Genomic DNA, 25,668 nt, shown 5'->3' with positions numbered 1-25,668 from the left:
TGAACGGGGCTATCCAGGACGGCTCCGACGCCGTGATCACACCAGCCACCACAAGATCATCTCACTGTGACCAGCAGTTACGGGACAACCCTTAGCCAAACCGGCGATCCCGCGCATCATTGATGGTCCACCGCCGCTACTTGCCCGCACGTCGAAAGGCATCGCCAAGACGATCACGAATCCAACTCACCGCGCATCGTCAGCGCGCAACGCTGCCGCGCAGCTCATGAGGAACGGCCCCGGCCGCACTCCGGATCTTTCGGCGCGAGCAGTTGGACCGTTGGTTCGCTCATGCCGTGGTGACCGAGCCTTGTCACGTCCTGGGTAAAGCCGGAAGTGATTTCGACCTGGGCGGCCTGCACAACGGCATTGACCTCAGCGCGCGATGGGGCGCGACCACCTTGAAAGGGACTGAAGAATCCGCAATGCACAGCCAGAGCCACGAGCTGCAGGGCTCCAAGTGCAGCCCTGCGCGTATCCGCGCCACCTGGGACGGAACGGGGAGCGTGGCGGACGCCTCCAGGGCGTTGGGTTTCTCGCGGGCGAAGGGCTACGACCTGGTGCGCCGCGGGGAGTTCCCGTGCCGCGTGCTACGCGTCGGCCATACGACTCGTGTCGTCACCGCATCCTTGCTCCGCGTGCTTGAAAGCGGAGAGCCGGAGTACAACGGACCCCACGCCAGCCCCTGCACGCGATCGTAGACCGCTGCTCACAGAAGCCCCGCAGGAGCAAACCTGCGGGGCTTCGTCGTCTCACGCGCTCTCACGCAGCTCTCACCAACTGTGCGGACTCCCCCGGATAATGAGGCCCTGACCTGGCATAACGCGCCTCGCTTGGACCAGTTGGACGCCCCTGGACGGTAGTTACGACCTGTGCCATGTGGTACCCGAGGTGACCCTCGTCAGCACCCCGGACAGCACGCCAAGATTCCGGACCAGACGCGGACCAACTCGACGTCGCACCATCCGATTTCGCCCTTAACCGCAGGTCAGAAGCGATTAGGGGGGTACCACCAGCAGACGAAGAACCTACTGCCACTCTGCGCAGGTGACTGAATGGAACCGCTCTGCACCACGAAATTCTCGGCGTCTTGCCATACCTGCACAGCCAGGAGGTCGCCTGACCAGCGGGATAACGCGCCTGATGACCCATCAGAACGAGCGTCAAATGAGCGTCATTTCAGCGTCAAGATATCGCCCGTAACGCCCACGCCGCACATAATGCGCACGCACGAAACTGCAGGTCAGGCGCCCTTTGTGACCGGTTCAAGGATGGCAACGCACTCCACATGATGCGTCATAGAGAACACATCGAGTCAACACCCGAAGGCTCCCTCCCACAGCACCAACTCGAAGTGACACCGCCGACGTCGGCCCTGTCCGGCACGCAAGGTGAGCAGGCGATCCAACCCCGTGATCACGTCAGCAACCCGCTACCAGGCCCGCCCCTGGGGAGAATCTGGGGAGAATCGAGGCCCGTGGGGAGCGTCTGGGGAGAATCGGCCGCACAAGACCACTCGAACCTGAAAGATCGAGAAAGAAGCATCAGGCCAGTTCAGAGCACCTCCAGAGCGCGAACTCCCCGGTCAGCGGGGTGAGGCAGAGGATTTCAAAAAAATCTCCCCCTGGGCGGCCATCCTCTTCGCCCCCACCCTGGTCGGCACGATCTACGGCATGAACTTCGACCGTATGCCGGAACTCGCGTGGACCTTCGGCTACCCTTTCGCGATCGTCCTGATGGCGGTGGTCTGCGTCAGCCTGTACTTCATCTTCAAGCGCCGCGACTGGCTCTGAGCAACCGCCGCGAGTCCCGATCTGTCGTGGGGCAGAGGACCTGGCCGCAGCTGTCGCGTAGGTCCCCGAACCCGCTGGGGAGCATCCACCGCCGGAGGCATATCGACTACGCGAGTCTTGCCCCTCTTGGACAGAGTGAAAAACAGGCTCCGCCGCCGGACGCGGTGTGACTCTCTTCGGCGAAGGCCGCGCATAATCGAAGGCCCAAAACCTCAGTGGCTCGGATATGGAATGCAGCGTCTGCAACAGGTGTGGTGCAGGCGGACTCAGCGGGTCCCTTCCAGTGCTCTGACCGCATGGGTTCACCGAGTTGAGTGCGCTCAGTCGAGCCGTGCCGCCTTCCACACCCACGACGTCCGGCGGGGCAGACCGTCCAGGTCCCCGCGTCCGGTGCACCACAGCAGCACTCGGACGGGCTCGCCGGGCGGGGCGTCGGGGAACAGCCGGTCGAGCACGGCCGCGCACAGCGGTGCCGACGGCAGCCAGTCCTCGCCCAGTCCGCGGGTGATGTCGTTGGTGTGCAGCAGGATCTCGGCGACGCCCATCGCAGCGAACCCTGTTGGGTCGCACGGGCCCCAGTGCCAGGCCCGCAGGGACCGGTCGGCGGTGGCCAGCGCACTGCCGAGTAGCCCGCCGCAGGCAGTGGCCACCCGCAGCACGTCTGCAGGCGAGGCGGTGGGTCGCACGCGCAGGTCGAAGGGGAGGTAGGCATCGGCCGGGCTCGCGGCGAGCTGGCCCGCATAGGCCAGCAGGTCGTGGCCGATGTGCGCGGCCGTCTGCTGGCAGCTCCACTCCAGCGGGCCGGCCGGAACCGTCCAGTCCTCGCCCGTGCGAGGCCCCAGTACCTCCAGCATCCCCGCCACGGCGGCCTGAACGTCATGGTGGTCCATGCGGTGCTCCTCGCAAGGCAGGTTGTGGTGCGGCTGTACTGTTCGCTCGTTCAGAGGGTGTCTGAGAACCGTCACGTTGAGGTCTGGAGCTGACGGGGAGATTGATATGCGGCTTTTGGGCAGGCGAGCCGACATCTGCGACAAAGCTGTGACAGGCGATGCGATTTCTCTTACAGCGCGGGGTTCCTGGTGTTGATGTAATCGCGTTTTGATGCTTCCTCAACCAAGATAGGGTGCGCATGCTGCTCCTGGCTTTGCCCTTGTTTCTCCTGTCGGCCGTCGGCGGGGTGATTGCCACGGTGGGTGTCGTTGCCATGGCGCTTCCGGGTCGGCCCCAGCCTTGGCAGAAGCACCTGGCGCGCCGTGTCACATCATTGACCGCCAGCATGGCTGTTTTCTTCTATTCATTAGGGTTTGCCCATGTCTCCTGGTCCGAGCACGAATTCGGAAATGGAGCGGACTCGACACCGGCGCCAGCTTGCCGGGATGGCTTCGAGCCGGCCGTGCGTGAGGGTCTCTCCCACCATGAGTCGTCCTACTTGCCGCTGCGTTTCGACTGTATCCGCGAGAACGGCACCAGCTACCCCAGCTGGCCAGACCTTGTGTGGATCAACTGGGCGGCCCTGGCCCTGGCGCTGACCACTGCGCTGCTCGTCATTGGCGCCGGCTATGTGACCGAACTCCGCGCCCGCAATACGACGCCACAATAGTGAGCGACGGCCGTCTCATTTGATCGGCGTTGACCCGGCAGCCAAGCCTCCCGCCTCGTCCTCGAAGACCAGGATGCCGTGCACGTATCGCAGAGGGTTAGCATTCTTCTTCTTGCGATTCGCGCGATTCGTGAAAATTTCCAGCAATTCATACCCGGCGCACAATATGGCTTCATGCCCCTCGTACGACTCCAGATTTGTCACCGCGGCCTCAAGCAGGCCGACCTCGCTGACGAGCAGCGGGATGCCGTCGCGTCTTTGGATCGCGGCCAGTCCGGCTCGGGCGTAAAGCGACGGTATCAGGATCACCCCGCTGGCATTAGCAAGGGTTTCCCTGTCCGCATCGCTCAACTTTGCTATTTGAGCATGGGCATGCTCGAATATTTCCACAAGGGTGGCCATTTCGGGTATCGAAATGGAAAGAGCATCCGAGATGCTTGGTGCCGAGGGTGCTTGAGGCTTTGCACGGTGGCGTCGGCGCATTTCAGTACCTCATGGTGTCCATCCAGCCGTGATCCTTGGTCCTGTACCCCAATCATCCTCACCGGCAGGGCCTGCCTCTGTCGTCAGCACCCAGTCACCAGAGTCTTGTGGCTCAGTGACGCAACCTTCGGGCAGGGCGGCATGTCCGTGATATGAGCATCCATTTCTGAGGAGGGGACCCTCATGCCGACCGGGCGTTCACCGCAGGCTCCGCAACGTCAGCCGCTGCCTTCCGTGGTGTTCAGCAATCTCGGGGTCGCCCCGTCGGACCGGCTCGCGCACTGGTTGGACCGGTGCCCCGGTGACCACGCCGCCATGTATGTGTCGACACCGCACGCCGACGACTACCTGATCCGCCAGCACACCATCACGCTGGGCGATGTGGCGATATGGCGTTCGTCCTTCCCGCCGGTGACCCTCCGGCGCACCAGCCACCTGATCCGACGGTCCGACCCCGAGGACTACCACCTCTCCCTCGTCGTGCGGGGGCAGGCGGAAACCGCCTGGCGCGGCGGGAGCCTGCTGTCAAAGCCCGGGATCTACCACACCACCGACAGCTCACGGCCCGTGGAGATCCAGGCCGGCCGCGAACAGAACCCCATGGTGAGCATCGGGCTCGCCGTACCTAAACGGTCTCTCCCCCTGCCCCGTCGACTCGCGGACCGTGCCATCGGACTGCCGATCCCGGACGGCGAAGGGCCCGGGGCGCTGCTGGCGCAGTTCCTCCGGCACACGGTGCGCAACGTCCGGGAGTACCACGTCACCGACGGACCCCGGCTGGCGCTGGTGGCCGCCGATCTGCTGGCCGCGACACTCGCCCACGCGGCGGAGCGCGAGGACGCGCTGCCACCGCACACACAGCAGTACATGACGGTGCGCCGGATCAAGGCGTTCATCCAGCGGCACCTCGACGATCCCGACCTGACCCCGGCCACCGTCGCCGCCGCGCACCACATCTCCACGGGACACCTGCACCGGCTGTTCCGCACCGAAGAAGTCACCGTCGCCGCCCTGATCCGCCGGTCCCGGCTGGAGCGCGCCCGAACGGAACTCGCCGACCCCCGCAGAGAGCGCGAGCACATCCACACCATCGCCGCACGATGGTCCCTGCCGGCCCCCGAATTCAGCCGCGCCTTCCGCAGCGTCTACGGAATGACACCCGGCGAGTACCGCCGGTCCCAGAAGCAACCCCGCTCCGGGCACGGCACGGGAACTCCGTCCTGATCTGCACGAAGGCCCCCGGTCGGCCCGTCGGCCGCGACAGTGGACGACGTGGAGAAGCCCGCCACGTGGACCTTCGGTTACCCTTTCGCGATCGTCCTGATGGCGGTGGTCCGCGTCAGCCCGTACGTCGGCTTCAAGCGCCGCGACTGGCTCCGACACTGTCCACTCCGCCATCCCAACTACGGGAGTCGGCTTGGCGTCTCATGCGGGAATCGGCCGTGGTGCCGCACTGCTCCTGGCGGTCGCGTCAGCAGCCGGAGTTCTCACCGGATGCTCCGTTCTGGACGCCGGGCTCGACCGGGGCTGCGAGAACACCGGGAGCCGGGTCAAGGAGCTGGAGTCGTACGGCATCCTCGACTCCCGGCCCGAAGGAACCGTCGTACCGCAGGGCTTCAAGGATCTCGAATCCGGCTGCTGGGCGGACAGCGGCGACGCGTCGGTGTACGCCGAGCGGACGTATGTGTTCCCCGGTGACAAGGCCGAAGTGACCCGGTACTACCGGGCTGCGGCGGAGCGCGACGGCTGGAAGGCGTTTCCGGCCTCCGGGAAGTCGTCGACAGCGGAGCCCTCCACGGATCTGTGCTTCACCCTCGGCAAGGAGGCCGGTACGGCGATGCTGGACGTCTTCTTCCTGACCGACAAGATCCTCGATGAGGAAGAGCGCGAACCCGGGCCCGAGTTCAGCTCCGGATCCGGCTACCGGGTGTCCGTCACCTCCGCTGCCGACGGTTCCACGATGAGCTGCGCGGACTGAGGCCGACCCGCTGCGCGGCTACCCGACTCTCCGGCTACCCGGCTGCCCGGCTACGACCTCGCCATATCAGCATCGATATCGGTATCCGTCGCGGCCAGCACCGCCACCCGGGTCCGGCCGGGGTCGAGTACGGCGAACGCCACGTCCGCCGTGTCGCGGTGGAACCAGTCCGTGAACGCCATGAACCGCAGCCACCGGTAGTCGGCGGAGCGCCGCACCGCCTCCAGGAGCGGCAGGCCGGCGGGCAGCCCCATCAGCGCGTACAGGCTGCCCCAGGCGTACAGCCGTGCGTACGCGCCGCCCTGCCCCTGGCCGCTCACCCCGCCGTTGTACGCGGCCGAGAAGAGTTCGTTCAGCACATCGTCGGGTGTCGTCGCGCAGGCGAGCGCGCTGCCGCGGCGTCCGCCTTCGCCGGTCAGGCAGTCCAGGGGCAGTTCCTTGAGGAAGGAGATGCCGAAGTCGTCCGGGCCGAGTGGGCTCGGCAGCGTGAAGAACCGTGCCTCGGGTTCACGGGCCCATCCACTGGCCGTGAACGGCCGGCCGGCCGCCGTCGCCCGCGTGTCATCCCCCGTCTCACCGGCGCCGCGGCCCGCGTCCGTACCGCTGTCGGTCGGGGGAATCTCCGGGAAGCGTGACCGGAGCTGCTGCGAGGTCTTGATCGGACCCAGGCCCCGGACACGGACCGTGAACCGGTGCTCCAAGTCCACTCGCTCCCTGGGCAGTTGGGCCAGCGGATGACCCAACTCCCGCAGTCTTTCGGCGTACGCGTCCAGGGGGCGTCGGCCGAGCCCCGAGCCGATCAGCGCGAGTTCCCCGAGGAGACAGGCCCGTAGCTCGACCGCCGGGCTCTCAATTCCGTCCGGCAGTTCGCCGAACAGCGGCTCAAGGTCGCGCAGTTGCTGAGCCTTGGCCAGCCGCGCGGCCACCGAACGCAGCAGCCGGTCACCGACGGGCAACAACTGATAACCGACCGGCCGCAGCCGACCCACGATGTCCGCGGCGAGTGCAGCGCACTCGCGCGAGCGCGTCTCGGCAAGGGTCACGGCGATCCGCCCCACGGTCCGCGCCGCGGCAGCTCCATCGGGCCCGCCGCCGGACACACGGCGGCACAACTGCTCCACCGCTCCGTACAACACCTCCGGCCGCTGCTCGGCCAGTTGCTTCAACTCCGCCGGTTCGCACCGCTCCCAGAGGGAGTGATCGGAAGCGTCGTCGCCAGGTGTCAGGTGGTTGTGGCTCACCCGCCGAGTCTACGAGCCGGGGACCCAGTAGGTTTGCTGAGGCATACGTGCGTGGGGTGCGGCGATGCAACGGGGGGAACAGCATGGCTTTTCGGCCAACGGATTGGCATGTCCTGGACCTGGACAAGGATCCGACGCCGGGTGATCCGGACCGGGTGCGAACGCTGGCGAAGGGCCTGCACGACTTCGCTGATGACGTCGGTGAGGCGTTGCGGCTGGTGAAGGGGATGGCGGAGGAGGACGCAGTCCTGACGTGGGCGGGCAAGTCCGCCAAGGCGTTCCAGGACGAGTTCTCGGGTGTGCCGAAGAATCTGCGGAAGCTGAAGAAGTCGTACGAGATGGCGGGCGACGCGCTCGCCGCGTACTGGCCGAAACTGGAACGCGCCCAGGCCCTCGCCGACAAGGCACTCGTCAAGGGCCGCGAGGCACAGGCCGACCTCTCCTCCGCCCAGTCCCGTCTCACCTCCGCCGAATCCTGGGTCGACCGGGCGGGCAAGGAAGCCGACAAGTACAAGGACGACCCGACCGGCGGCAAGGACGTACCCAAGCCGGACCCGGACAAGGTGAAAGCGGCCACCCGGGACGCACAGAGCGCGAAGAACGCCCGGACCAGCGCACAGTCCGACGTGTCCTCCGCCTCGAACGCGCTCGACGCGGCGAAGAAGATGGCCGCCGACGCCCGGAAGATGCGCGAGGACGCGGCGCGAGAGGCGAAGGACAAGATCGGCGACGCATCCGACGCCGGTATCCAGAACCGGAAGTGGTGGGAAGAGGTCGGGGACTGGTTCACCGACAACTGGGACACCATCGTCGCCGTCTGCAAAGTCGTCGTCGCGGTGGTCGGCATCATCGCGCTGATCATCGGCGGCCCGATCCTGGGAGCAATCGTCCTGATCGCGGCCCTCGTCGTCCTCGCGGACACCTTGAGCAAATACGCCAAGGGACAGGCGACGTTGTGGGACGTGGCGTTCGCCGCGCTGGACTGCATCCCGGGCGGTAAGGGCATCACGACGCTCGGCAAACTCGCCACGGGCATGAAGGCCCTGGGCAAGGGCGGTCTCAAGGCCATGGCCAAGGGCCTCGGGAAAGGTCTGCGTAAGGGAGCCGACGACGTCCTCGGCAAGAGCAAGCCGGCCAAGGGGCGGTGCAAGAACGGCGATCCGATCGACATGGTCTCCGGCGAAATGCTCATGGAGGCCACCGACGTCGAGCTTCCGGGGCTCCTTCCGCTCGTGCTGCGGCGTACACATCTCTCGACGTACCACTGGGGCCGGTCGTTCGGTCCGTCCTGGGCCTCGACGCTCGACGAGCGTCTCGAACTCGACGGGGAAGGCGCCGTCTTCGCCGCCGACGACGGCATGATCCTCGTGTATCCGGTACCTGAGCCCGGTACGTCGGTCATGCCGTCGGAAGGCCCGCGCTGGCCGCTGGACTGGGACGGCGCGCCCGGCGCGCCCCTCCGCATCACCGACCCGGCCACGGGCCGCACCCGCCACTTCGCCCCGCTCGCGGAACCTGTCGCCGGACCTGCCGCCGGATCTGTCGCCGCACACGACGCGTTCGCCCTCCCCCTGGCCGCGGTGACCGACCGGTTCGGCAGGCGCATCGACTTCGACCGGGACGAAACCGGCACTCCCACCGCCGTCCGCGACTCCGCGGGGCGTCACCTGCACATCGACACCGAAGGCGACCGCGTCGTCGGGCTGCGGCTGCGCGACGAGGAGGACGGGCCCGACGGCACGACGCTGCTGCGCTACGGATACAGCGCCGACGGACACCTCACGGAGATCCGCAACTCCAGCGGCCTCCCGCTCACGTTCACGTACGACATCCAGGGACGCATCACCTCCTGGACCGACCGCAACGGTGCCTGGTACCGCTTCGCCTACGACGACCAGGACCGGTGCGTTCGGGGCGACGGCGCCGACGGGTTCCTGTCCTGCTCCGTCGCCTACGACCCGGAAGCCGGAGAGACGCGCTACACCGACTCGCTGGGCCACACCACGGTCTACCGGTACAACGACCGCCGACAGGTCGTCGCCCAGACCGACCCGCTCGGTCACACGACCCGCGCCGAGTGGGACACGTACAACCGGCTGCTCTCACGGACGAATCCGCTGGACCAGACGTCCCGTTTCGCCTACGACGAGCGCGGCAACCTCACCCGTGTGGTCCGGCCCGACGGCACGGTCACCACCTGCGAGTACGACACCTTCGACCGCCCCCTGTGGATCACTTTGCCGACCGGCGGCAGGCGTGGCTACGCGTACGACGAGCAGGGCCACCCGACAGCCGTGGTCGACGCCGACGGCGCCGTGACCACGTACGCCCATGGCGCCTCGGGTGAACTGCTCGCCGTGACCAACGCGCTGGGAGCCACGCACCGGGTCCGGCCCGGCGCGCTGGGTCTGCCGGACTCCGTCACCGCGCCGCTGGGCGGTACGACCCACCTCACCCGCGACGCCTTCGGCCGCATCGTCGAGAGCGTCGACGCCGCCGGCGCGACGACCCGCACCGCGTGGACGGTGGAGGGCCTGCCCGCTGAGCGCGTCCTGGCCGACGGCAGCGGCGAAAGCTGGTCCTACGACGGTGAGGGCAACGTCGTCCGCTACACCGGCCCCGACGGCCGGAGCACCACCCACGCCTTCACCCACTTCGACCTGCTCCGCGCCCGTACGGAGGCGGACGGCTCCACGACGCGGTTCGCGTACGACACCGAGCTGCGGCTGACCTCCGTGGAGAGCGCGTCGGGCGCGGTGTGGTCGTACACGTACGACCCCGGGGGCCGTCTCGTCGGCGAGGTCGACTTCAACGGTCGTGCCGTCTCGTACGCCTACGACGCGGCGGGCCGTCTGATCCGGCGTACCAACGGCGCGGGCGAGATCACCACCTATGTGCGCGACGCGTGCGGACGGGTCGTGGAGCGGCGCTCCGGCGAAGCGGCCACGACCTTCGCCTACGATTCCGCCGGCCACCTGGTCGCGGCGGTCACGCCCGACACGGCTCTCGCCCTCACCCGCGACGCGGTGGGCCGGGTCGTCACCGAGGAGTGCGACGGCCGTGCGCTGCACTCGACGTACGACCTCCTCGGCCGGCGGGTGGAGCGCCGCACTCCGTCGGGCGCCGTCAGCCGCTGGGAATGGGACGCGAACAACCGCCCCACCCGGGTCCGGCTCGCCGGTAACGCCTTGTCCTTCGCCTATGGGGCGTCGGGGCACGAGACCGAACGGCGGTTCGGGGAGACTGCGGTGCTGTCCCAGGAGTGGGACGCCGGCCACCGTCTGACCGGCCAGACGGTTCTCGGACAGACCGGTTCCGGCACGGACGCGTCGGGTGAGGCGCTGCTGCGGCGCTCGTACACGTACGGGCAGGACGGCGGGCTCGCCGCCGTCGAGGACCAGACCTACGGCGTCCGCCGCTTCACCCGTGACCGTCTCGGCCGGGTGGAGACGGTCTCCGCCTCCGGGTGGTCCGAGCGGTACGCCTACGACGCGGCCGGCAATGTCAGCGGGGCGGACGCACCGGAGGGTGTGCAGGGGCAGCGGGTCCACGACGGCACACTCATCCGCAGGGCCGGCCACATCACCTACGCGCACGACGCGCAGGGGCGCCTCGTCCGGCAGACGCGCAAGCTGCTGTCGGGGGGCGTACGGGAATGGACCTACGCGTGGGACGCCGAGGACCGGCTCACGCAGGTCACGACGCCCGACGGACGCCGCTGGGCGTATGTCTACGACGGGCTCGGCCGACGGGTCGCCAAGCGCCTGCTGTCCGACGACGGCCGACCGGTCGAGGAGACCGTCTTCACCTGGGACAGCTCCCACCTGGTCGAACAGGCCAGCTCCGCCGACGGTCCCACCCGGAGCTGGGAATGGGCGCCCGGCACCAACCGCGCCCTGCTCCAGCTCGACCAGGACGAGGTCGACCGCCGCTTCTACGCCATCGTCACCGACCTGGTCGGTACCCCCACCGAACTGGTCGACGACGAGGGCCGGATCGCCTGGCGGGCCCGTACCACGCTGTGGGGCACACCTCTGGGCGGCGGCTCCGCGGGCCCGGTCGACTGCCCCCTCCGCTTCCCGGGCCAGTACCACGACCCCGAGACCGGCCTCCATTACAACTTCCGCCGCTACTACGACCCCGACAACGCCCGCTACATCAGCCCGGACCCGCTGGGCCTCGCCCCGGCACCGAACCACCACGCCTACGTCCCCGACCCGCTGCGCTGGACCGACCCCTGGGGGCTGGTGAACTGCGAGAGCAGCAGGCACGGCATCACGGCGGAGCGCGAGGCCCATATCGAGGGCCAGCACGGACCGGGGGCGCAGGACCGGGTACGGGAGAACGCCGACCCCACCGGCCCTGAGCCCTCACTGCCCGGTGAGTTCTACGACGACTTCTTGTGGGACGGCGACGACTTCGTCCTCGGCCGGCGGCTCCGGGAGGGCGTCGACGGGACCCCGGCCATACCCAACCCCCGTGCCAGGGCCGGGCAGGACACCCATCTGCACCGCTTCGACCACGGCGAACCGGTCGGCATCAACGGCAGCGGCAGGGAAACCAGCACCGTGGAAGTCGTCATCCGCGACGGCCATATCCATACGGCGTATCCGATCTGAGAACGGCGCCGAGGGCGGGGCGGCAGCTACGGGGTCAGGACGATCCTGCCGAACACCTCGCCGGCGTCCATCTTCCGGTGGGCGAGGACGGCTTGCTCCAGCGGCAGCAGTTCGTGCACCACTGTGTGCAGGTCGCCGCGGGCGGCAGCGGCGAAGTGCTCCGTTCGCACGGTACGGAGATCGGGCGCGGCGACGGTGGCGGCGCTGAAGGTGGCGAACGACATCGACTTCTGGAACGCCGCCATCATCTCCGTACCGAAGTCCGCGGGCGGTTGGCCCGCGACCGCGCCGACGACCACCATGCGACCGTTCGGGTCGAGCCTGGAGAAGAAGGACGGCAGGTCGGGGCCGGCGACGATGTCGATGATGACGTCGTAGCCCGTGGGGGCGGCTTCGTCGCCGTCGGGTCCTGCGCCGGAGCGGTCGAGTACGTGGGTTGCTCCCAGGGCGCGCAGGCGGGCGCCGCGCTCGGCCGACGAGGTGGTGACCGCCACCGCGCCGGCGCCGGCACGGGCCGCGAGCTGGACCGTCATGATGCCGATGCTGCCTGCCGCGCCCCGCACGAGTACCGATTCGCCGGGGGTGAAGTGGGCGTGGGCCAGTGCGAAGTGGGCCACCGCTCCGGAGCTGCCGAGCGTCACGGCGTCGGCGGCGGACAGGTGGGCGGGGAGGGGGATGACCTCCTCGGTGAGGGCGACGACCTGCTCGGCGTAGCCGCCGTCGCCGGTGAACGCCCACACGCGCCGGCCGACCCATGAGGTGTCGACGCCGTCACCGACCGCGGTCACCGTGCCCGCCACCTCGCCGCCGGGGATGTGCCCTTCCTTGAATCCGTAGGCAGCGAGCGCGCCGCTCCGGATCACGGCGTCGACGCCACCGACACCGATCGCCTCGACGGCGATCAGCACCTGTCCCTCGGCGGGGACCGGGGCGGGGAGGTCGATGACCGCCAGACCTTCGGGGCGTCCGAACGCCTTGATCGCGACTGCCTTCACTGCCGGCTCCTACTGTTCTGCGACCGATCGGATGGGTGCTGGGTGCTGGGTGCTCTGTGTTCTGTGCTGCCGTCGGACGTTAACGGACGCCTGCGTCCGTTTGGCTAAAGTGAGAGCGTGACCGACCGTTTGCCTCACACCCCGCGCTCCGACGCCCGGGACAACCGCGAGCGCATCCTCGACGCGGCCCGTGCGGTGTTCGCCGTCGAGGGTCTGAACGTGCCGCTGCGGGAGATCGCCCGGCGCGCCGGGGTCGGCCCCGCCACCCTCTACCGCCACTTCCCGACCAAGCAGCTCCTTGCGACGGAGGCGTTCACGGACCAGATGCGCGTATGCCGGACGATCGTGGAGGAAGGGCTCGCCGACCCGGATCCGTGGCACGGTTTCTGCCTCGTGATCGAGAGGATCTGCGAGCTGCACGCGCGCGACCGGGGTTTCACCGCGGCCTTCATGTCGACGTTCCCCGGCGCGATCGACTTCGCCGCGGATCGTGCGGCCACACTCACGTCGATCGCCGAACTGGCCCGCCGCGCCCAGGACACCGGCCGTCTGCGCCCCGACTTCGTCCTGGACGATCTGATCCTCATGCTCATGGCCAACGGCGGCATCCACGCCGGAACGCCGACCGTCCGGATCGCGGCCTCCCGCCGCTTCGCCGCACTCGCGATCCAGGCCTTCCAGTCGTCCCCGGACCACACCCCGCTCCCACCGGCGGCCCGCCTGACCCCTGCGGCACCGCGCCGGAGCGCCTGAGAAATCCGCCTGGGCGGCGGGCGCCGCCGACTGGCAGCATGGGTTCGTGGACGGAGTGGTGGACCTCGGCGACATCGTTGTGCGCCGTGCGCTGGAGACGGAGTCGGACGCGCTGGCGGAGATCGACACGGTCGCGGCGGGCGGGGACGGCGAGCGCCGAGCGAGTATCCGCAGGTGGTGCGGGCGGGGTCGGGCGCTCGTGGCGGAGGACTCGTCCGGTCTGCTGGGCTACTGCGTGCTGGAGTACACGTTCTTCGAGCAGGGCTTCGTCACGATGCTGATGGTGGCGCCGCCAGCGCGCGGCAGAGGCGTCGGCCGCCGGCTGCTGGACGCCACGGCCGCCTCGTGCACGACCCCGAAGCTGTTCACCTCGACCAACGTCTCCAACCAGCCGATGCAGCGCCTGCTCCACCGCGCCGGATGGAGCCCGGCCGGCCTCCTCCACGGCCTCGACGAGGGCGACCCCGAGCTGTTCTACCTTCACCGACCGCGGAACGGGCCCGCGTACCCGTAAGTGTCGTCACCACCCTTCCTGTTCGGTGACCGCGTGCGGGTACGGAGGCGGTGCGCGGTGCCGCCCTTCCGGCCTGAGGGGCATCCAGCGACTCGGCCGGACGCGGCCATGATGACGACGTGGGCCCGCGCCCGGCCGGTCCCCCAGACCGGAGTTGAGGGTGCGTCAGACGGCGATCCGACCCCCGTCGACCGGCAGTACCGCCCCCTGGACGAAGCTGGAGCGGTCCGTGGCGAGGTAGACGATGGCGGCGGCCACCTCCTGGGTGGTTCCCGGCCGGCCGGCCGGGGCCTGGGAGGCGAGGGCGTCGAGGGAGCCGTCGGGCATTCCGGCGGTGCCCTCGGTGAGGGTCGGGCCCGGACTGACCGCGTTCACGCGGACGCCGCGCGGCCCGTACTCCGCCGCCCACGCCTTGGTCAGCAGGACCAGCGCGGCCTTGCTGGAGCCGTACAGGGCCATGCCGTCCGCGCCGTACTCGGCGACCATCGTGCTCACGTTGATGATCGAGCCCCGGCCGCGTTCGGCCATGCCCGGGGCGATCTCGGAGACCAGGAAGTAGGGCGCCTTCACGTTCAGCCCGTACGTCGCGTCGAAGTCGGCCTCCGTGGCCTCGCCGGTCGGTCCGAACGGGAAGATCCCGGCGTTGTTGACGAGGATGTCGAGCGGTCCGACGAGCGCGGCGGCCTCGCGGGCGAGGGTGCGGGCCGAGGTCTCGTCGCGCAGGTCGGCGGCCACGAAGTGGGCCTCGCCGCCCGCCGCTTCGATCTCCGCCACGACCTTGCCGCCGCGGTCGGCGTCACGGCCGGAGAGGACGACCCGCGCGCCGAGGCCGGCCAGCGCCAGCGCGGTCGCCCGGCCGATACCGCTGGTCCCGCCCGTCACCAGGGCCGACGCCCCGGCCAGTTCAGATGCTTCAGACATTGCCGCTCACTCCTGAATATGTGTGCTGCGCATACGTGCTGCGCGAATGTGTGGACGCACGTGGTGCAAGCCGCGGACGCCGCGCGCACTTCCCGGGAGGCCATACACGGGACCGATGGCCCCTATAAGCGCCGCTTAGAGGGCTCTGACCTGGAACTTCAGGGCCGAAACCACACGGGCTCGAACGTCACTCGTCGGCGGTCGGCGGCTGGTCCAGGGCCGCGACGAGGTGGCCGAGGTCGCGCCGGTGGGAGCCGGCGGGCCAGACCGCCCAGGTGCGCCTTACGAGAGGGTGGCCGGTGAGCGGGGACCAGGTGACGGTGTCCGGGAGCGGTTGCGACCAGTCGGGGGGCGCGAGGGTGAACGCCCGGCCGGTGCCGACAGCGGCGAGTTTGACCTCGGCGATGAGCGTCTGTCCCGCCGGGGCTTCGGGGCCGGGGTCGATGCCGTGGCCGCGCAGGGTCGCGGTGAGGGTGTCGTACCAGGCGGGGCTGCCCGCGCGGGGGAAGCCGACCCAGTCCAGTCCGGCCAGGGCGTCCAGACGGATCCCCTCGGGTCCCCTCACCTTGTCGGCCAGCTCCGTGGCCAGCAGGACACCGAGGGGCTCCGCCACGACGAGCATCGCGTCGAGGTCCGGTCCCGCGGGCCGTTCACGCAGCAGGCCGAGGTCGAGTTCGCCGGTGCGCAGGGCCGTCACCTGCTCGGCGGTCGACAGGTGACGGGCCTGGACGCGGGTGTCGGGGTAGGCGTCGGCGAGTGCGGCCAGGGCGCGCGGGAGCAGGTCACCCGGCAGCTCCAGCGGGATGCCGATCCGCAGCACGCCGCCTCCGGAAGCGGTGTGGGCGGCCATCGCGGTCAGCGCCCGGTCATGGCGGGCCAGTACCGCGCGGGCCTCGCTCAGCAGGGTGGTCCCGGCGTCGGTGGGCCGGACCCCGGAACTGCTGCGCTCCAGCAACCGCACGCCGAACTGCCGCTCCAGGGACACCATGGTCTGCGACAGGGCCGGCTGGCTGAGGTGCAGTCGGCGGGCCGCGGCGGACAACCCGCCCTCCTCGACGACCGCGACGAACGCGCGCATCTCCCGCAGTTCCATGCGCTCATCGGACCACGGCCGCCACACCCCACGCCACACACGCCCACCAGATCCGGTGGCGGCTCGCTACGGGGCCGATGGCCGCCGACCCCGCTCACCAGTGGCCGGTTCGGCCACGGGGCGGGTCGGCGGGAGTTCGGTCGCGGGGCCTCGCGGGGCGTCGCGGGCCCTCGCGGGTGTCAGCTCACGCGGGCTGCCTCGGGGGCAGCGCCCGGTAGTACGCGTCGACCCTGCCCAAGTAGTCCGGGTCCCGTGTCTCGCTGTCGGTCCGGAACAAGGGGGCGGCCTTGACCTCGTCCCTCGTGAACGCCAGCGTGATCTGCCGGGCTCCCGGGTCGATCCCCGTGACGGCTCCCGACGGGACCAGGACGCTCTTGCCGAAGACCCACACCCCGGTCTCGACCACGAGGTGCCGCATGTCGGAGACGTCGGCCTGCCGGTCCACCTGTCCGACCGTGCCGTCGGTCGCCTCGACGGTGAACCCTGTCAGGTCCTGGCCCTCCTTGTGTCCGCTCTCCGGTCGGTACGACCACGGTCTGTCGATGCTCATCCGCTCTCCTTCCGTGTGCCGGGCGTGCCGCCACGGCCCCCGTCACCGCGCGGCTTTTGGGCGGTGCCCTCCGTGGCCCGCCGTATCCGGGGGTCTTCCCGCTCCACGCGGGCGGTACGCGTGCTCGCGGAGACGGCGGGCAATCGGTGAGCGGACGGTCATGAGCGTCCCTGGGAAAGGCCGGCGAAGGGGACAGCGGGGCCCGTGGGACGGGTGGGAATGCGGCGGATCTGTCACGGCGGTATCCCGTACGTCCCAAATCCGCGACCGGACTCCTGTGCGCCATCTGTGAGCGCTACGGTCCCCCTGCGTACCGAAGCCTTGGGGGGAATCATGCGCAGAGCACTCATCGCCGCCAGCCTGGCGGCCGTCACCTGTCTCGCCCTCACCGCCTGTGAGAACGGCACCGACGACGACGGCGGCGCCAAGCCGTCGGCCAGTCCCACGACGTCCCAGCCCGCGAAGCAGCCGAGCCCCACCACCACCGCCACCGACGCACCGGCCGTCGACGACTCGGGTCCCGCCGCCGTCGGCTGGAACGAGCCCCAGCGGACCGTGGGCGGGAAGACGATCGGCATCCTGGAGATCACCCCGACGACCGTCGTCTACGCCACGAAGGGCGGCGCGGCGACCCCGCAGAACGGCGTGTTCGCCGTCGTCGTCCTCAGCGAGAAGTCGATGAGCGCGAACGCCGCCGACGAGGAGTCGGCGGCCGGCGGCTGGCAGTGGATCGGCCCGGACGGCAAGCCGGTCACGCCGGGCGGCGGCAACGCCGGACAGGTCACCCTCGACGGGTACGTGGCGTCAGGGCCCATCGAGCCGGGGACGACGGCGACCCGCGCCCGGATCTTCGACATCACGCCCGCCCAGGCCCAGCAGGGCAAGCTCGTCTACACGGACGGCACGGAGGCCCCGTTCGCCTGGCGGCCTCCGGCCCAGGACACCGGGCCCCAGGTCGCCGACGTCAAGGGCAAGTTGGGCTCCTGACGAAGACCTCCCGACGGCCTGACGGAGACCTCGCGAAGACCGCGCCACCAAGGCTTCACTTTCAGCATTGCGCAACCTTTAAAGTATTCATATGGATGCTGAAGCAGTGGCGGAGTGGGAGACGGCGGTGCTCTCCGGAGGGCCCGCCGACGGATTGCGGATGCGGGTCGCCGACCGGCCGTCGGTGGTCCAGGTGACCTATCCGTGCGAGGTCGACGCGGCACCGAACGAGGCACGGGTGAAGGTGGAGGCGCTGTACGTGTACCGGCGCGCGCTGAGCAGCGGCGACGAGCCCGTGCGGTACGGATTCGACGGCGCGAGCCCCTGAGCGCGCGTACGCCACCACCGCGCACACCAAGGCCGCGTACGCCACCACCGCGCACCCGCGCCCGACGCGCGGCGGCCCGGCCCCGCCCCGGGGCCGGGCCGCACTCGCGTCAGCGCACGGCGTCCTTCTGCTCGGTGGAGAGCCGTGCCGCCCCCTCGACCGCTTCGGCAGGAGGAGTCCGGTCGGCGGGAGTCGGGTCGGCCGGAGTCGCGGCGGCGGGGGCCGGGCCGCCCGGGGCCGCCCCTTCCTCCTTCATCGCCTTCGTCTCACTCTTGAGGATCCGCAGGGACTTCCCCACGGCCCGTGCCGTGTCCGGCAGTTTCTTGGAGCCGAACAGCACGATGAGCACGATCGCCACGATCAGCAGATGCCATGGCTCCAGTCCGTTGCGCAACATTCCCGTCGTCCCGTCCTCTCCGGCCAAGGGCGCCGACCGCTCGCATGGCACCCACTAAAGATTGCTACATTGCGCAACTGTACAACCAAGGGGCGGGGTCAACCGTCTACCTGACCGACAACCGTCTTCCCGACGGAGCCGGACCGAGCCGGACGTCCACCGGGTGGATCCGGACCGAACGAGGGGTGCGCAGATGACACGGAGCCCGCAGGCGGCACCCCCACGGCGCCGGGGCGCCCACGCGGAGGCCGCCGCCCACGAAGGCAGGGCCGCCGCACGCGGCAGGCGGCGCCGCAAGGGCCGCGGGCTGCGCCTCACCCTGCTGATCTTCCTCTCCCTGGTGGTCCTCGCGACGGCGGGCGCGGGCTGGATGTACCTCAAGCTGAACGGCAACATCGACACGTTCGAGGCGGACGGCCTCTCCGACAACCGGCCCGACGCGGCGGCGTCCAAGGGCGAGAACGTCCTCGTCATCGGCTCCGACGCCCGTACCGGCGGCAACAGCGCGCTCGGCGGCGGCGACAAGGGCGACATAGGCCGCTCGGACACCGCCTTCCTGCTGCATGTGTACGCCGACCACAAGCACGCCGTCGCGGTGTCCATCCCCCGCGACACCCTGCTCACCATCCCGCCCTGCAAACTGCCCGACGGCACCTGGACGAAGCCGCAGGAGAACACCATGTTCAACGCGGCGTACTCGGTGGGCCAGACGGCCAAGGGCAACCCGGCGTGCACGCAGAACACCGTGGAACATCTGACCGGACTGCGCGTGGACCACACCGTGGTCGTCGACTTCAAGGGGTTCGCGGCGCTGACGGATGTCGTGGGCGGCGTCAAGGTCTGTCTGCCGCAGGACATCTACCAGAAGGACCTCAGCCCCAGCCGCCTCACGCAGGGCAAACTCCTCTTCCACAAGGGCGAGCAGGAGGTCGCGGGCCAGCAGGCGCTGGACTACGTACGCATCCGGCACGGCATCGGCGACGGCTCCGACATAGGCCGGATCAAGCGCCAGCAGGCGTTCGTCGCCAGCCTGATGAAGAAGGTGAAGAGCGACGGGCTCACGCCGACCAAGCTGCTGCCACTCGCGAACGCCGCCACCGACTCGATGACCGTCGACCCGGGCCTCGGCTCCGCCGACAAGCTGATCTCGTTCGCGATGTCGCTGAAGAGCATCGACCTGCACAACACCAAATTCGTCACCATCCCCTGGCGTTACGAGGGCAACCGCGTCGCGATCGTGGAACCGGACGCCAGTGCGCTGTGGGCGGCGCTCAAGGCGGACCGCACCATCGACGGCACGGACGCCAGCGGCAAGAAGAAGGAGACGAAGAAGCCGGGCACCACGAAGAGCCCGAGCGGACCGGTGTCGGGCGCCGGTATCGCCGTCGCCGTCTACAACGGCACCACCGTCACGGGTCTCGCCGCCGAAGCGGCCGGCACCCTCAAGGAGCACGGATTCACGGTGACGGGCACGGCGACCGCGAGCACCCAGGACCACACCGGCACGCTCATCGAGTACGGGCCGGGGCAGAAGACGAAGGCGGAGACCGTCGCCCGTCTCTTCGCCGGGGCCGCACTCCGCTCCACGACGGCGGCAGCCGGCATCAACGTGGTCCTCGGTTCGGCGTACGCGGCCGACCCCTCGCCCCCCGCCTCCACCGAACCGACGGCGGTCCCCTCCACGGTCGCCGACGACGCCCGCTCGGCGGACGACAACCCGTGCTCGAACCTGTCGTACGGCTGACCGGACCCGAGGCCCTGTCGGCCTAGGAGGGGGCGTCGACCGCCTTGCCCGCCTTCTCCCAGTTGTCGCGCAGCCGGGTCAGATAGGACCGGGCCTGGCTGCCCGGTGAGACGTCGCGGGCGAAGGCGAGCATGTTGCCGGCGCCGGTGTTGTAGCCGAGGGCCAGGAGTTCGTCGCGGGTGTAGGGGCCGGTCCAGCGGGACGGGAGCTGGGCCGCCAGATCGTGCAGGTACCAGGCGGTGGACCGGATCGCGAGGTCCCGGTCGTCGGGCAACTCCTCCCAGCTCCGGTCCGCGAAGTCCCGGCCGCGCTTGGTCATGTCGAAGGTGGCCCGGTGCATGTTCCCGATACCGAAGGCGGCGTCGGGCTTGTAGCGCTGCCAGGCCCGCTCCAGGTCCGGGTCGTGCGGTTTGTACGACTCGTTGTAGAGGACCGCCATGACCAACTGCGGGCTGACGCCTGCCTGTTGGGCCCGGGTGCGGACCTCGGAAGCGTAGTCGGCGGGGTCGTAGGAGCCGGAGAGTCCCGTGGCGGACGGGCTGGGTGAGGGCGACCCGCTCTCCGGCTGAGTGGCCGAGGTACGGGGCGTCGGTGAAGCCGTGGGGGACGCGGTGCCCGATTCCGGGCCGCAGCCGCGCGCCAGCGCCCAGACGGCGAGCGCCGCCACCGGCAGAACGATCCAGCGCCGGCGCGGCGCGTTCCCGCTCACGGCGCGATCCCGGCCCGCATCGACCGCCGTACATAGCGGGCGCGTACCGCCATCAGGCCGGTCGCGTACAGGGCGAGTACGGCGGCGAGCAGCACGTAGTAGAGGCCGGGCAGGGCCTCCATGCCGAGGGGCGGGCCGAGCGGTGAGAGCGGCAGCAGCAGGCCGACGGCGGCGAGTCCTGCGGCGGCCCAGGCGACGGGGCTGGGCGCGCGGCCCTGCGCGCTGCGGTTGCCCGCGCGAAGCAGCAGCATCACCAGGGCCTGGGTGAGCAGGTTCTCGGTGAACCAGCCGGAGTGGAAGACCTCTTCGTTGTCGGCGGCGCCGGAGCTGTGCAGCGCGAAGAACAGGACGGTGAAGGTGGCGAGGTCGGCGACGGCGTTGAGGGCGCCGAAGCCGGTGATGAAGCGCAGGAAGTCCCGGGGCCGCAGCACGGTCGGGCGGCGCAGCGCGGCGGGGTGCGGACGGTCGTAGGCGAAGGCGAGCTGCGCGGCGTCGAAGCAGAGGTTCTGCGCGAGTACCTGCGCGGGCAGCATCGGCAGGAACGGCAGCAGGAGTCCCGCGGAGAGCATCGCGATGACGTTGCCGAGGTTGGACGACAGGGTGATCCGCAGATAGGTGGCGATGTTGCCGCTGCTGTAGCGGCCCGCGGTGATGGCGTGGTCGATGGCCGTGAGGTCCTTCTCGGCGAGCACCACGTCGGCGCTCTCGCGGGTCACGTCGACGGCCTGGCGCGGGGCGATCCCGACGTCGGCGGCGTGCAGCGCGGGCAGGTCGTTGACGCCGTCGCCGAGGAACCCCGTGGTGTGCCCGGCGGCGCGCAGGGCGTCGGTGATCCGGGCCTTGTGCTCGGGTGTGCAGCGCGCGAAGACCGTCGTACGGGATGCGGCGCGGGCGAGTTCGGCGTCGGTGAGGGCGTCGATCCGGTCGGCCGTGAGGAGGTCGCCGGGGCCGAGGTCGATGCCGAGGTCGCGGCAGGCGCGGGCGGCGGTGCCGGGGTGGTCGCCGGTGAGGATCTTGACGGCGACGCCCCGGTCGGCGAAGACCTTGAGTGCGTCGGCGGCGGTCGGTATGAGTGCGTCCCGGAGGGTGACGAAGCCGGCGAAGGTGAGTCCGCGTTCGTCGGCGGGCGTCCAGTCGCGGGTGCGGGCGGGCCGTTCGGCGGTCGCGACCGCGAGGAGGCGCAGCCCGCTGTCCGCCTCGCGCGCGGCGAGGGCGAGCAGCGCGTCCCGCTCGCCGGGCTCCATCGCGCAGCGTTCGAGGACCGCCTCGACGGCGCCCTTGACGACGAGGGTGTGCAGGCCGAGGCGGCCCGGGGGCCGGACGACCGCCGTGGACAGGCGGCGTACCGGGTCGAAGGGCAGGGCGGTCACGCCGTCGTGGCGCAGCGGTTCGTCCTCGCCCGCCGCGTCGAGGATCGCCTCGTCCAGGGCGTCGGGTGCGGGCAGGTCGGCGAGCTGGAGGGTCCACCAGGAGTTCACGGCGGCCCAGCGCAGGACGTCGGGGTCGTCGCGCCCGGCCGCGTCGAGCGCCCGGTCCACGACGGGCCGGTCCTGCGTGAGGGTGCCGGTCTTGTCGAGGCACAGGACGTCGACGGCGCCGAGGTCGTGCAGCGCGGGCAGCCGCTTGACGATCACGCCGTGGGTGCGGGCGAGCAGGGACGCGCCGCGCGCCAGACAGGTGGTGACGATGACCGGCAGCATCTCGGGGGTGAGTCCGACGGCGACCGCGACGGCGAACGGCAGGGTTTCCAGGCCGCGTCCGCGCAGCGCCGCGTTGGCCATCAGGACCAGCGGCGGGGTGAGCAGCATGAACCGGATGAGGACCCAGGAGATGCCGTGCACGGACCGGTCGAAGGCGCTGGCCTCGCGGCGGCCGGGGCGGCGGTACGCGGCGGCGAAGCGGGTACGGGGGCCGGTCGCGACGACGACGGCGGTCCCGCTGCCCGAGGCGACGCTGCTGCCCTGGAAGCAGAGCTGCGGTACCCCGAACGGGTCCGGTGGCCCGGCCGGTCCGGCGAGCGCGGTCACACCCGGTGCGTCGACGGCGCCCTTGGCCACGGGCGCCGACTCCCCCGTGAGCGCCGCCTGGTGGACGGTCAGTCCGCCGGACCGCAGCAGCCGCACATCGGCCGGGACGAGATCGCCGGGCCCGAGCCGGACGACGTCGCCGGGTACGAGTTCCTCGACGGGGATCTCGCGGGCCCGGGGCGTCCCGTCCGGCGAGGTGCGTCGCAGGACGGTGGCGGTGGTGGCGACGAGGTCCCGCAGGGACGCCATGGAACGGTCGGCGCGGTGCTCGCCGACGGAGCGCAGGACGCAGCTCACGACGACCAGCAGGAGGATCACACAGGCGGTGCCCCAGGCGGCGACCAGTGAGGAGACGAGTCCGAGGCAGAGCAGGACGGCCGTGAACGGGTCGCGCACACTGCGGACGAGCAGCCGGGGCCAGGACGGCGCGCGCCAGGCGGGCACCGTGTTGGCGCCGAGGGTGACGAGCCGTTCCTCGGCCTGGGCGTCGGTCAGCCCGCGCGGCCCGCTGTCCACGTGCCGCAGGACCTGCAAGGAGGTGAGGTCCGCGGCGGTCTCAGGCGCCAAGGCCTCGGAGGGGGCGCGCGGCGGGGTGCGCGGCGCGGTCGGTCAACTGGCCGACCATGAGCCGGACCACGGTCACCACGTCCGTGTCGTCGACGAAGTACACCTGCCGCCGGCCCTCGCGCCGGGACCGTACGAGCCCGGCCAGTTTCAGCTTCGTCAGATGCTGGCTCACGGCGGGCAGCGCACCGCCGACGCGCTCGGCGAGCCCGGTGACATCGCTTTCGCCCTGGGCGAGTGCCCACACGATGTGCAGCCGCGCGGGCGATGCGAGCAGCCCGAAGGCGGCAGCCGCCTCCGCCAATACGTCGGCGGGCGGATCCTCGAAGTCGCCGGCCTCTGCCGCCACGGTGCCTCTCCCGTTCTGCCTGTCTGTGCTGGCTGTCTGTGCTGTCCGTCCGGATGTGCCGCTCAGTCTAGGCGTGCGGTGATGTCTCCCCGGGTACGCGCCCGGCAGGCGCAACCGGCGGCGCCCTTCTCGCGTCTCCCTCAGCGTCTGTACAGTTGCGCAACCAAGCAATGAATCATCGCATACGCATCACGTACGCGTCAGATACATCACGTACGCGTCAGATACGAGGAGTCGACACCGTGGGCATCATCAGCTGGATCATCCTGGGACTCGTGGCCGGGGCGATCGCCAAGATCCTGCTGCCCGGCCGGGACCCGGGCGGGCTGATCGGCACCACTCTCATCGGTATCGCGGGCGCGTTCGTGGGCGGCTGGCTCTCCGCGAAGTTCCTGGACCGGCCCGTCGCGAAGGAGTTCTTCGATCTTCCCACCTGGGGCGCGGCGATCGCCGGCTCCCTGGTCCTGCTGATCGGCTACCGCCTGCTGTTCGGCAACTCCCGCGACTGACCCAGGGCGCCCGACCGGTCGCCTGTTCAGCAACTTCTACAGTGCTGTAGATTCTCCAGGCGTCCACCGGAAGTTCGGCGTCGAGGGCGTCATCGTCCGACGCCGCCCCAGTCGCCCGCCGCCGGCGTGCCCACCCCACCCACAGCACGTCGGCGGCGGGTCCCTTCCCGCACGCACCCCGGCCCGATCCGGTCGGCCCGATCCGGCCCGCCTTACCCCTGCCGCATCAGCCGCGCCCCGCACCGGGCACAGAACCGGGCGTCCCACTCGCGGGGAAAGTGACCGCAGTCGGCGCAGACGACCGACCTGGCCCCACCGGCACCGGAACCGGCACCGCCCACTCCCGTACGGCCCCGGCCCCCTCCCGAACTGCCGCCTCCCGCCCCGTCCTCGTGCCCCGGCGCCGTCGAGGACCGCATGGCCAGTCCGGGGCGCCGCTTGTGCACGGTCAGATAGCTCAGGCCCTCGTCCCCCGCGACGAGGGTCCGTGCGGTGCCGTGCGTCAGCCAGGCGACCGAGCCCGGGACCAGGTCCTGCCTGCTGCCGCCGGTGGTCAGCCAACCGCTGCCACCGGTGACGTACAGCAGCACGTCGAGATCGGGCTCCACGTGCGCGACCAGCGGTGCGCCCGGACCCAGCCGGACGACATGGGCGTCGAGCTGCCGGGCCTGCGCCGACAGCCGCCACACCGCCCCCGCCTGTTCCGGCTGCACGCCCCGCAGCAGCTCCGGGACGCGCGCCAGCACACCCGTGGTCGAGGAAGACGTCATACCTACCACCTCCGGCGAACACAACGAGGTGATGTTGCCTCATAAACCTTCTCCGCGTGGGGAGTTGGTCAGCCCTTGGTGAGATTCTTGAGCGCGATGTTCAACTGGAGGACGTTCACGGTGGGCTCGCCCATGAAACCGAGCAGACGGCCCTCCGTGTGCTCGTCGACCAGCTTCTGCACCTGGGCGACCGGAAGGTTGTTCTTCTCGGCGACCCGGTGCACCTGGAGATCCGCGTACTGCGGGGAGATCGCCGGGTCGAGTCCGGAGCCCGACGAGGTGACCGCGTCCGGGGGCACCTGCGAGGGCCGGACCGTGTAGCCGGGCGTCGAGTTGTCCTTGATGACGGCGGCCTTGGCGTCCTCGACCATCTTCACCAGCTTCTCGTTGTCCCCGGCGAGGTTGGTCGCGCCGGACAGGATCAGCTTGTACTGGGTGTTGACGGTGTTGGTGCCGAGGCCGTTCTGCGGGCGGCCCTGGAACCACTTGAGATCGGGCTCCGGGGTGTCCTGCCCGGCCTTCAGGGGCAGGTTGTACGCCTGCCCGATGAGTGAGGAGCCCACGACCTTGCCGTCGTGTTTGATCTCCGAGCCGTTCGCCTTGTCGCCGAAGAGGCCCTGACCGATGCCCAGGATCGCGAGCGGGTAGAGGACTCCGGTGACGACGGTCAGGACGAGGAGGGCCCGCAGGCCCGCCGCGAACAGCCGCGCCGTGTTGGTGACCGAGTTGTTCATGGCTGTCGAC

At 70.2% G+C, this 25,668-nt stretch carries 24 protein-coding genes and 1 pseudogene; 12 read left to right on the top strand and 13 right to left on the bottom strand.

Translation table 11 applies throughout. From position 1 onward, the window contains the following. The first annotated feature begins 296 nt into the window (after positions 1–296). Together ACIQNU_RS27695 and ACIQNU_RS27690 are read left to right on the top strand one after the other, a co-directional pair. Positions 297–701, top strand: a complete 405-nt coding sequence (locus ACIQNU_RS27695) for a helix-turn-helix domain-containing protein (protein WP_401371615.1) — start codon at positions 297–299, stop codon at positions 699–701. A gap of 900 nt (positions 702–1,601) precedes the next feature. Continuing rightward, positions 1,602–1,793: pseudogene (locus tag ACIQNU_RS27690) on the top strand (CorA family divalent cation transporter); the annotation flags it as partial. 320 nt (positions 1,794–2,113) lie between these two features. Here ACIQNU_RS27690 and ACIQNU_RS27685 read toward each other — a convergent pair. After that, entirely contained in the window at positions 2,114–2,683 is a 570-nt protein-coding gene (locus ACIQNU_RS27685) for a hypothetical protein (protein WP_401371614.1), read from the bottom strand. A gap of 239 nt (positions 2,684–2,922) precedes the next feature. On the opposite strand from ACIQNU_RS27685, the gene ACIQNU_RS27680 reads away from it, so the two are divergent. Then, positions 2,923–3,393, top strand: coding sequence for a hypothetical protein (locus tag ACIQNU_RS27680; RefSeq protein ID WP_401371612.1), 471 nt, complete (start codon positions 2,923–2,925; stop codon positions 3,391–3,393). 15 nt (positions 3,394–3,408) lie between these two features. Here ACIQNU_RS27680 and ACIQNU_RS27675 read toward each other — a convergent pair whose 3' ends face one another. Then, positions 3,409–3,795: a hypothetical protein gene (locus tag ACIQNU_RS27675; protein ID WP_401371610.1), complete on the bottom strand. Its 387-nt coding sequence runs from the start codon at positions 3,793–3,795 to the stop codon at positions 3,409–3,411. Between the two features lie 264 nt (positions 3,796–4,059). Here ACIQNU_RS27675 and ACIQNU_RS27670 point away from each other — a divergent pair, with 264 nt between their 5' ends. Further along, on the top strand, positions 4,060–5,100 hold the full coding sequence (locus ACIQNU_RS27670) for a helix-turn-helix domain-containing protein (protein WP_401371609.1): 1,041 nt from the start codon (positions 4,060–4,062) through the stop codon (positions 5,098–5,100). Between the two features lie 193 nt (positions 5,101–5,293). Further along, positions 5,294–5,854: a hypothetical protein gene (locus ACIQNU_RS27665; protein ID WP_401371630.1), complete on the top strand. Its 561-nt coding sequence runs from the start codon at positions 5,294–5,296 to the stop codon at positions 5,852–5,854. Between the two features lie 50 nt (positions 5,855–5,904). Here ACIQNU_RS27665 and ACIQNU_RS27660 read toward each other — a convergent pair whose 3' ends face one another. Next, entirely contained in the window at positions 5,905–7,095 is a 1,191-nt protein-coding gene (locus tag ACIQNU_RS27660; RefSeq protein WP_401371607.1) for a DUF6183 family protein, read from the bottom strand. A gap of 83 nt (positions 7,096–7,178) precedes the next feature. On the opposite strand from ACIQNU_RS27660, the gene ACIQNU_RS27655 reads away from it, so the two are divergent. Next, on the top strand, positions 7,179–11,714 hold the full coding sequence (locus ACIQNU_RS27655; protein WP_401371605.1) for a DUF6531 domain-containing protein: 4,536 nt from the start codon (positions 7,179–7,181) through the stop codon (positions 11,712–11,714). A 26-nt stretch (positions 11,715–11,740) separates the two neighbouring features. On the opposite strand, the gene ACIQNU_RS27650 is transcribed toward ACIQNU_RS27655, so the two are convergent. After that, on the bottom strand, positions 11,741–12,709 hold the full coding sequence (locus ACIQNU_RS27650) for a zinc-binding dehydrogenase (protein ID WP_401371604.1): 969 nt from the start codon (positions 12,707–12,709) through the stop codon (positions 11,741–11,743). Between the two features lie 117 nt (positions 12,710–12,826). On the opposite strand from ACIQNU_RS27650, the gene ACIQNU_RS27645 reads away from it, so the two are divergent. Together ACIQNU_RS27645 and ACIQNU_RS27640 are read left to right on the top strand one after the other, a co-directional pair. Beyond that, on the top strand, positions 12,827–13,462 hold the full coding sequence (locus tag ACIQNU_RS27645) for a TetR/AcrR family transcriptional regulator (protein WP_401371602.1): 636 nt from the start codon (positions 12,827–12,829) through the stop codon (positions 13,460–13,462). A gap of 46 nt (positions 13,463–13,508) precedes the next feature. Continuing rightward, positions 13,509–13,976: a GNAT family N-acetyltransferase gene (locus ACIQNU_RS27640; RefSeq protein WP_401371601.1), complete on the top strand. Its 468-nt coding sequence runs from the start codon at positions 13,509–13,511 to the stop codon at positions 13,974–13,976. A 165-nt stretch (positions 13,977–14,141) separates the two neighbouring features. Here the strand turns inward: ACIQNU_RS27640 and ACIQNU_RS27635 are convergent, their stop codons facing one another. From ACIQNU_RS27635 to ACIQNU_RS27625, 3 genes are all read right to left on the bottom strand, one after another. Next, a complete protein-coding gene (locus tag ACIQNU_RS27635) occupies positions 14,142–14,897 on the bottom strand; it encodes an SDR family NAD(P)-dependent oxidoreductase (protein ID WP_401371600.1) in 756 nt (251 codons plus the stop codon). Positions 14,898–15,084: 187 nt separating this feature from the next. Then, the gene (locus tag ACIQNU_RS27630; RefSeq protein WP_401371598.1) at positions 15,085–15,990 is read right to left on the bottom strand and encodes a LysR substrate-binding domain-containing protein; all 906 of its coding nucleotides are present in this window, start codon (positions 15,988–15,990) and stop codon (positions 15,085–15,087) included. Between the two features lie 184 nt (positions 15,991–16,174). Further along, positions 16,175–16,540, bottom strand: a complete 366-nt coding sequence (locus ACIQNU_RS27625; RefSeq protein ID WP_401371597.1) for a PRC-barrel domain containing protein — start codon at positions 16,538–16,540, stop codon at positions 16,175–16,177. 333 nt (positions 16,541–16,873) lie between these two features. Here ACIQNU_RS27625 and ACIQNU_RS27620 point away from each other — a divergent pair, with 333 nt between their 5' ends. Next, positions 16,874–17,527 carry a hypothetical protein gene (locus ACIQNU_RS27620; RefSeq protein ID WP_401371595.1) on the top strand — a complete coding sequence of 218 codons (654 nt, stop codon included), beginning with the start codon at positions 16,874–16,876 and terminating at the stop codon, positions 17,525–17,527. A gap of 91 nt (positions 17,528–17,618) precedes the next feature. After that, positions 17,619–17,855, top strand: coding sequence for a hypothetical protein (locus tag ACIQNU_RS27615; RefSeq protein WP_401371593.1), 237 nt, complete (start codon positions 17,619–17,621; stop codon positions 17,853–17,855). 109 nt (positions 17,856–17,964) lie between these two features. Here the strand turns inward: ACIQNU_RS27615 and tatA are convergent, their stop codons facing one another. Further along, a complete protein-coding gene (tatA, locus tag ACIQNU_RS27610) occupies positions 17,965–18,252 on the bottom strand; it encodes a Sec-independent protein translocase subunit TatA (protein WP_401371592.1) in 288 nt (95 codons plus the stop codon). Between the two features lie 193 nt (positions 18,253–18,445). On the opposite strand from tatA, the gene ACIQNU_RS27605 reads away from it, so the two are divergent. Further along, entirely contained in the window at positions 18,446–19,996 is a 1,551-nt protein-coding gene (locus tag ACIQNU_RS27605; protein ID WP_401371590.1) for an LCP family protein, read from the top strand. Positions 19,997–20,018: 22 nt separating this feature from the next. Here the strand turns inward: ACIQNU_RS27605 and ACIQNU_RS27600 are convergent, their stop codons facing one another. From ACIQNU_RS27600 to ACIQNU_RS27590, 3 genes are read right to left on the bottom strand one after another with little or no spacing between them, the layout of a single operon-like run. Continuing rightward, positions 20,019–20,705, bottom strand: coding sequence for a lytic transglycosylase domain-containing protein (locus ACIQNU_RS27600; RefSeq protein WP_401371588.1), 687 nt, complete (start codon positions 20,703–20,705; stop codon positions 20,019–20,021). Next, the gene (gene mgtA, locus ACIQNU_RS27595; protein ID WP_401371587.1) at positions 20,702–23,299 is read right to left on the bottom strand and encodes a magnesium-translocating P-type ATPase; all 2,598 of its coding nucleotides are present in this window, start codon (positions 23,297–23,299) and stop codon (positions 20,702–20,704) included. Before mgtA ends, ACIQNU_RS27600 begins: the two co-directional genes overlap by 4 nt. Further along, entirely contained in the window at positions 23,289–23,645 is a 357-nt protein-coding gene (locus ACIQNU_RS27590) for an ArsR/SmtB family transcription factor (protein ID WP_389888317.1), read from the bottom strand. The genes mgtA and ACIQNU_RS27590 overlap by 11 nt, the downstream gene beginning before the upstream one ends. 242 nt (positions 23,646–23,887) lie before the next feature. Between ACIQNU_RS27590 and ACIQNU_RS27585 the strand changes: the two genes are divergently transcribed. Further along, positions 23,888–24,154 (top strand): GlsB/YeaQ/YmgE family stress response membrane protein, encoded by a 267-nt coding sequence (locus ACIQNU_RS27585; RefSeq protein WP_401371585.1) that lies wholly within the window; start codon positions 23,888–23,890, stop codon positions 24,152–24,154. A gap of 212 nt (positions 24,155–24,366) precedes the next feature. Here ACIQNU_RS27585 and ACIQNU_RS27580 read toward each other — a convergent pair whose 3' ends face one another. Together ACIQNU_RS27580 and ACIQNU_RS27575 are read right to left on the bottom strand one after the other, a co-directional pair. Further along, positions 24,367–24,924: a cupin domain-containing protein gene (locus tag ACIQNU_RS27580; RefSeq protein WP_401371583.1), complete on the bottom strand. Its 558-nt coding sequence runs from the start codon at positions 24,922–24,924 to the stop codon at positions 24,367–24,369. Positions 24,925–24,992: 68 nt separating this feature from the next. Then, entirely contained in the window at positions 24,993–25,658 is a 666-nt protein-coding gene (locus ACIQNU_RS27575; protein ID WP_401371582.1) for a potassium-transporting ATPase subunit C, read from the bottom strand. Positions 25,659–25,668 lie beyond the last annotated feature (10 nt).

The organism is Streptomyces sp. NPDC091292 (genome assembly GCF_044757265.1).
Taxonomy (GTDB): domain Bacteria; phylum Actinomycetota; class Actinomycetes; order Streptomycetales; family Streptomycetaceae; genus Streptomyces.
Note: the sequence above shows the minus strand (reverse complement) of the source record. Positions and strands in the feature narration are given on the sequence as shown.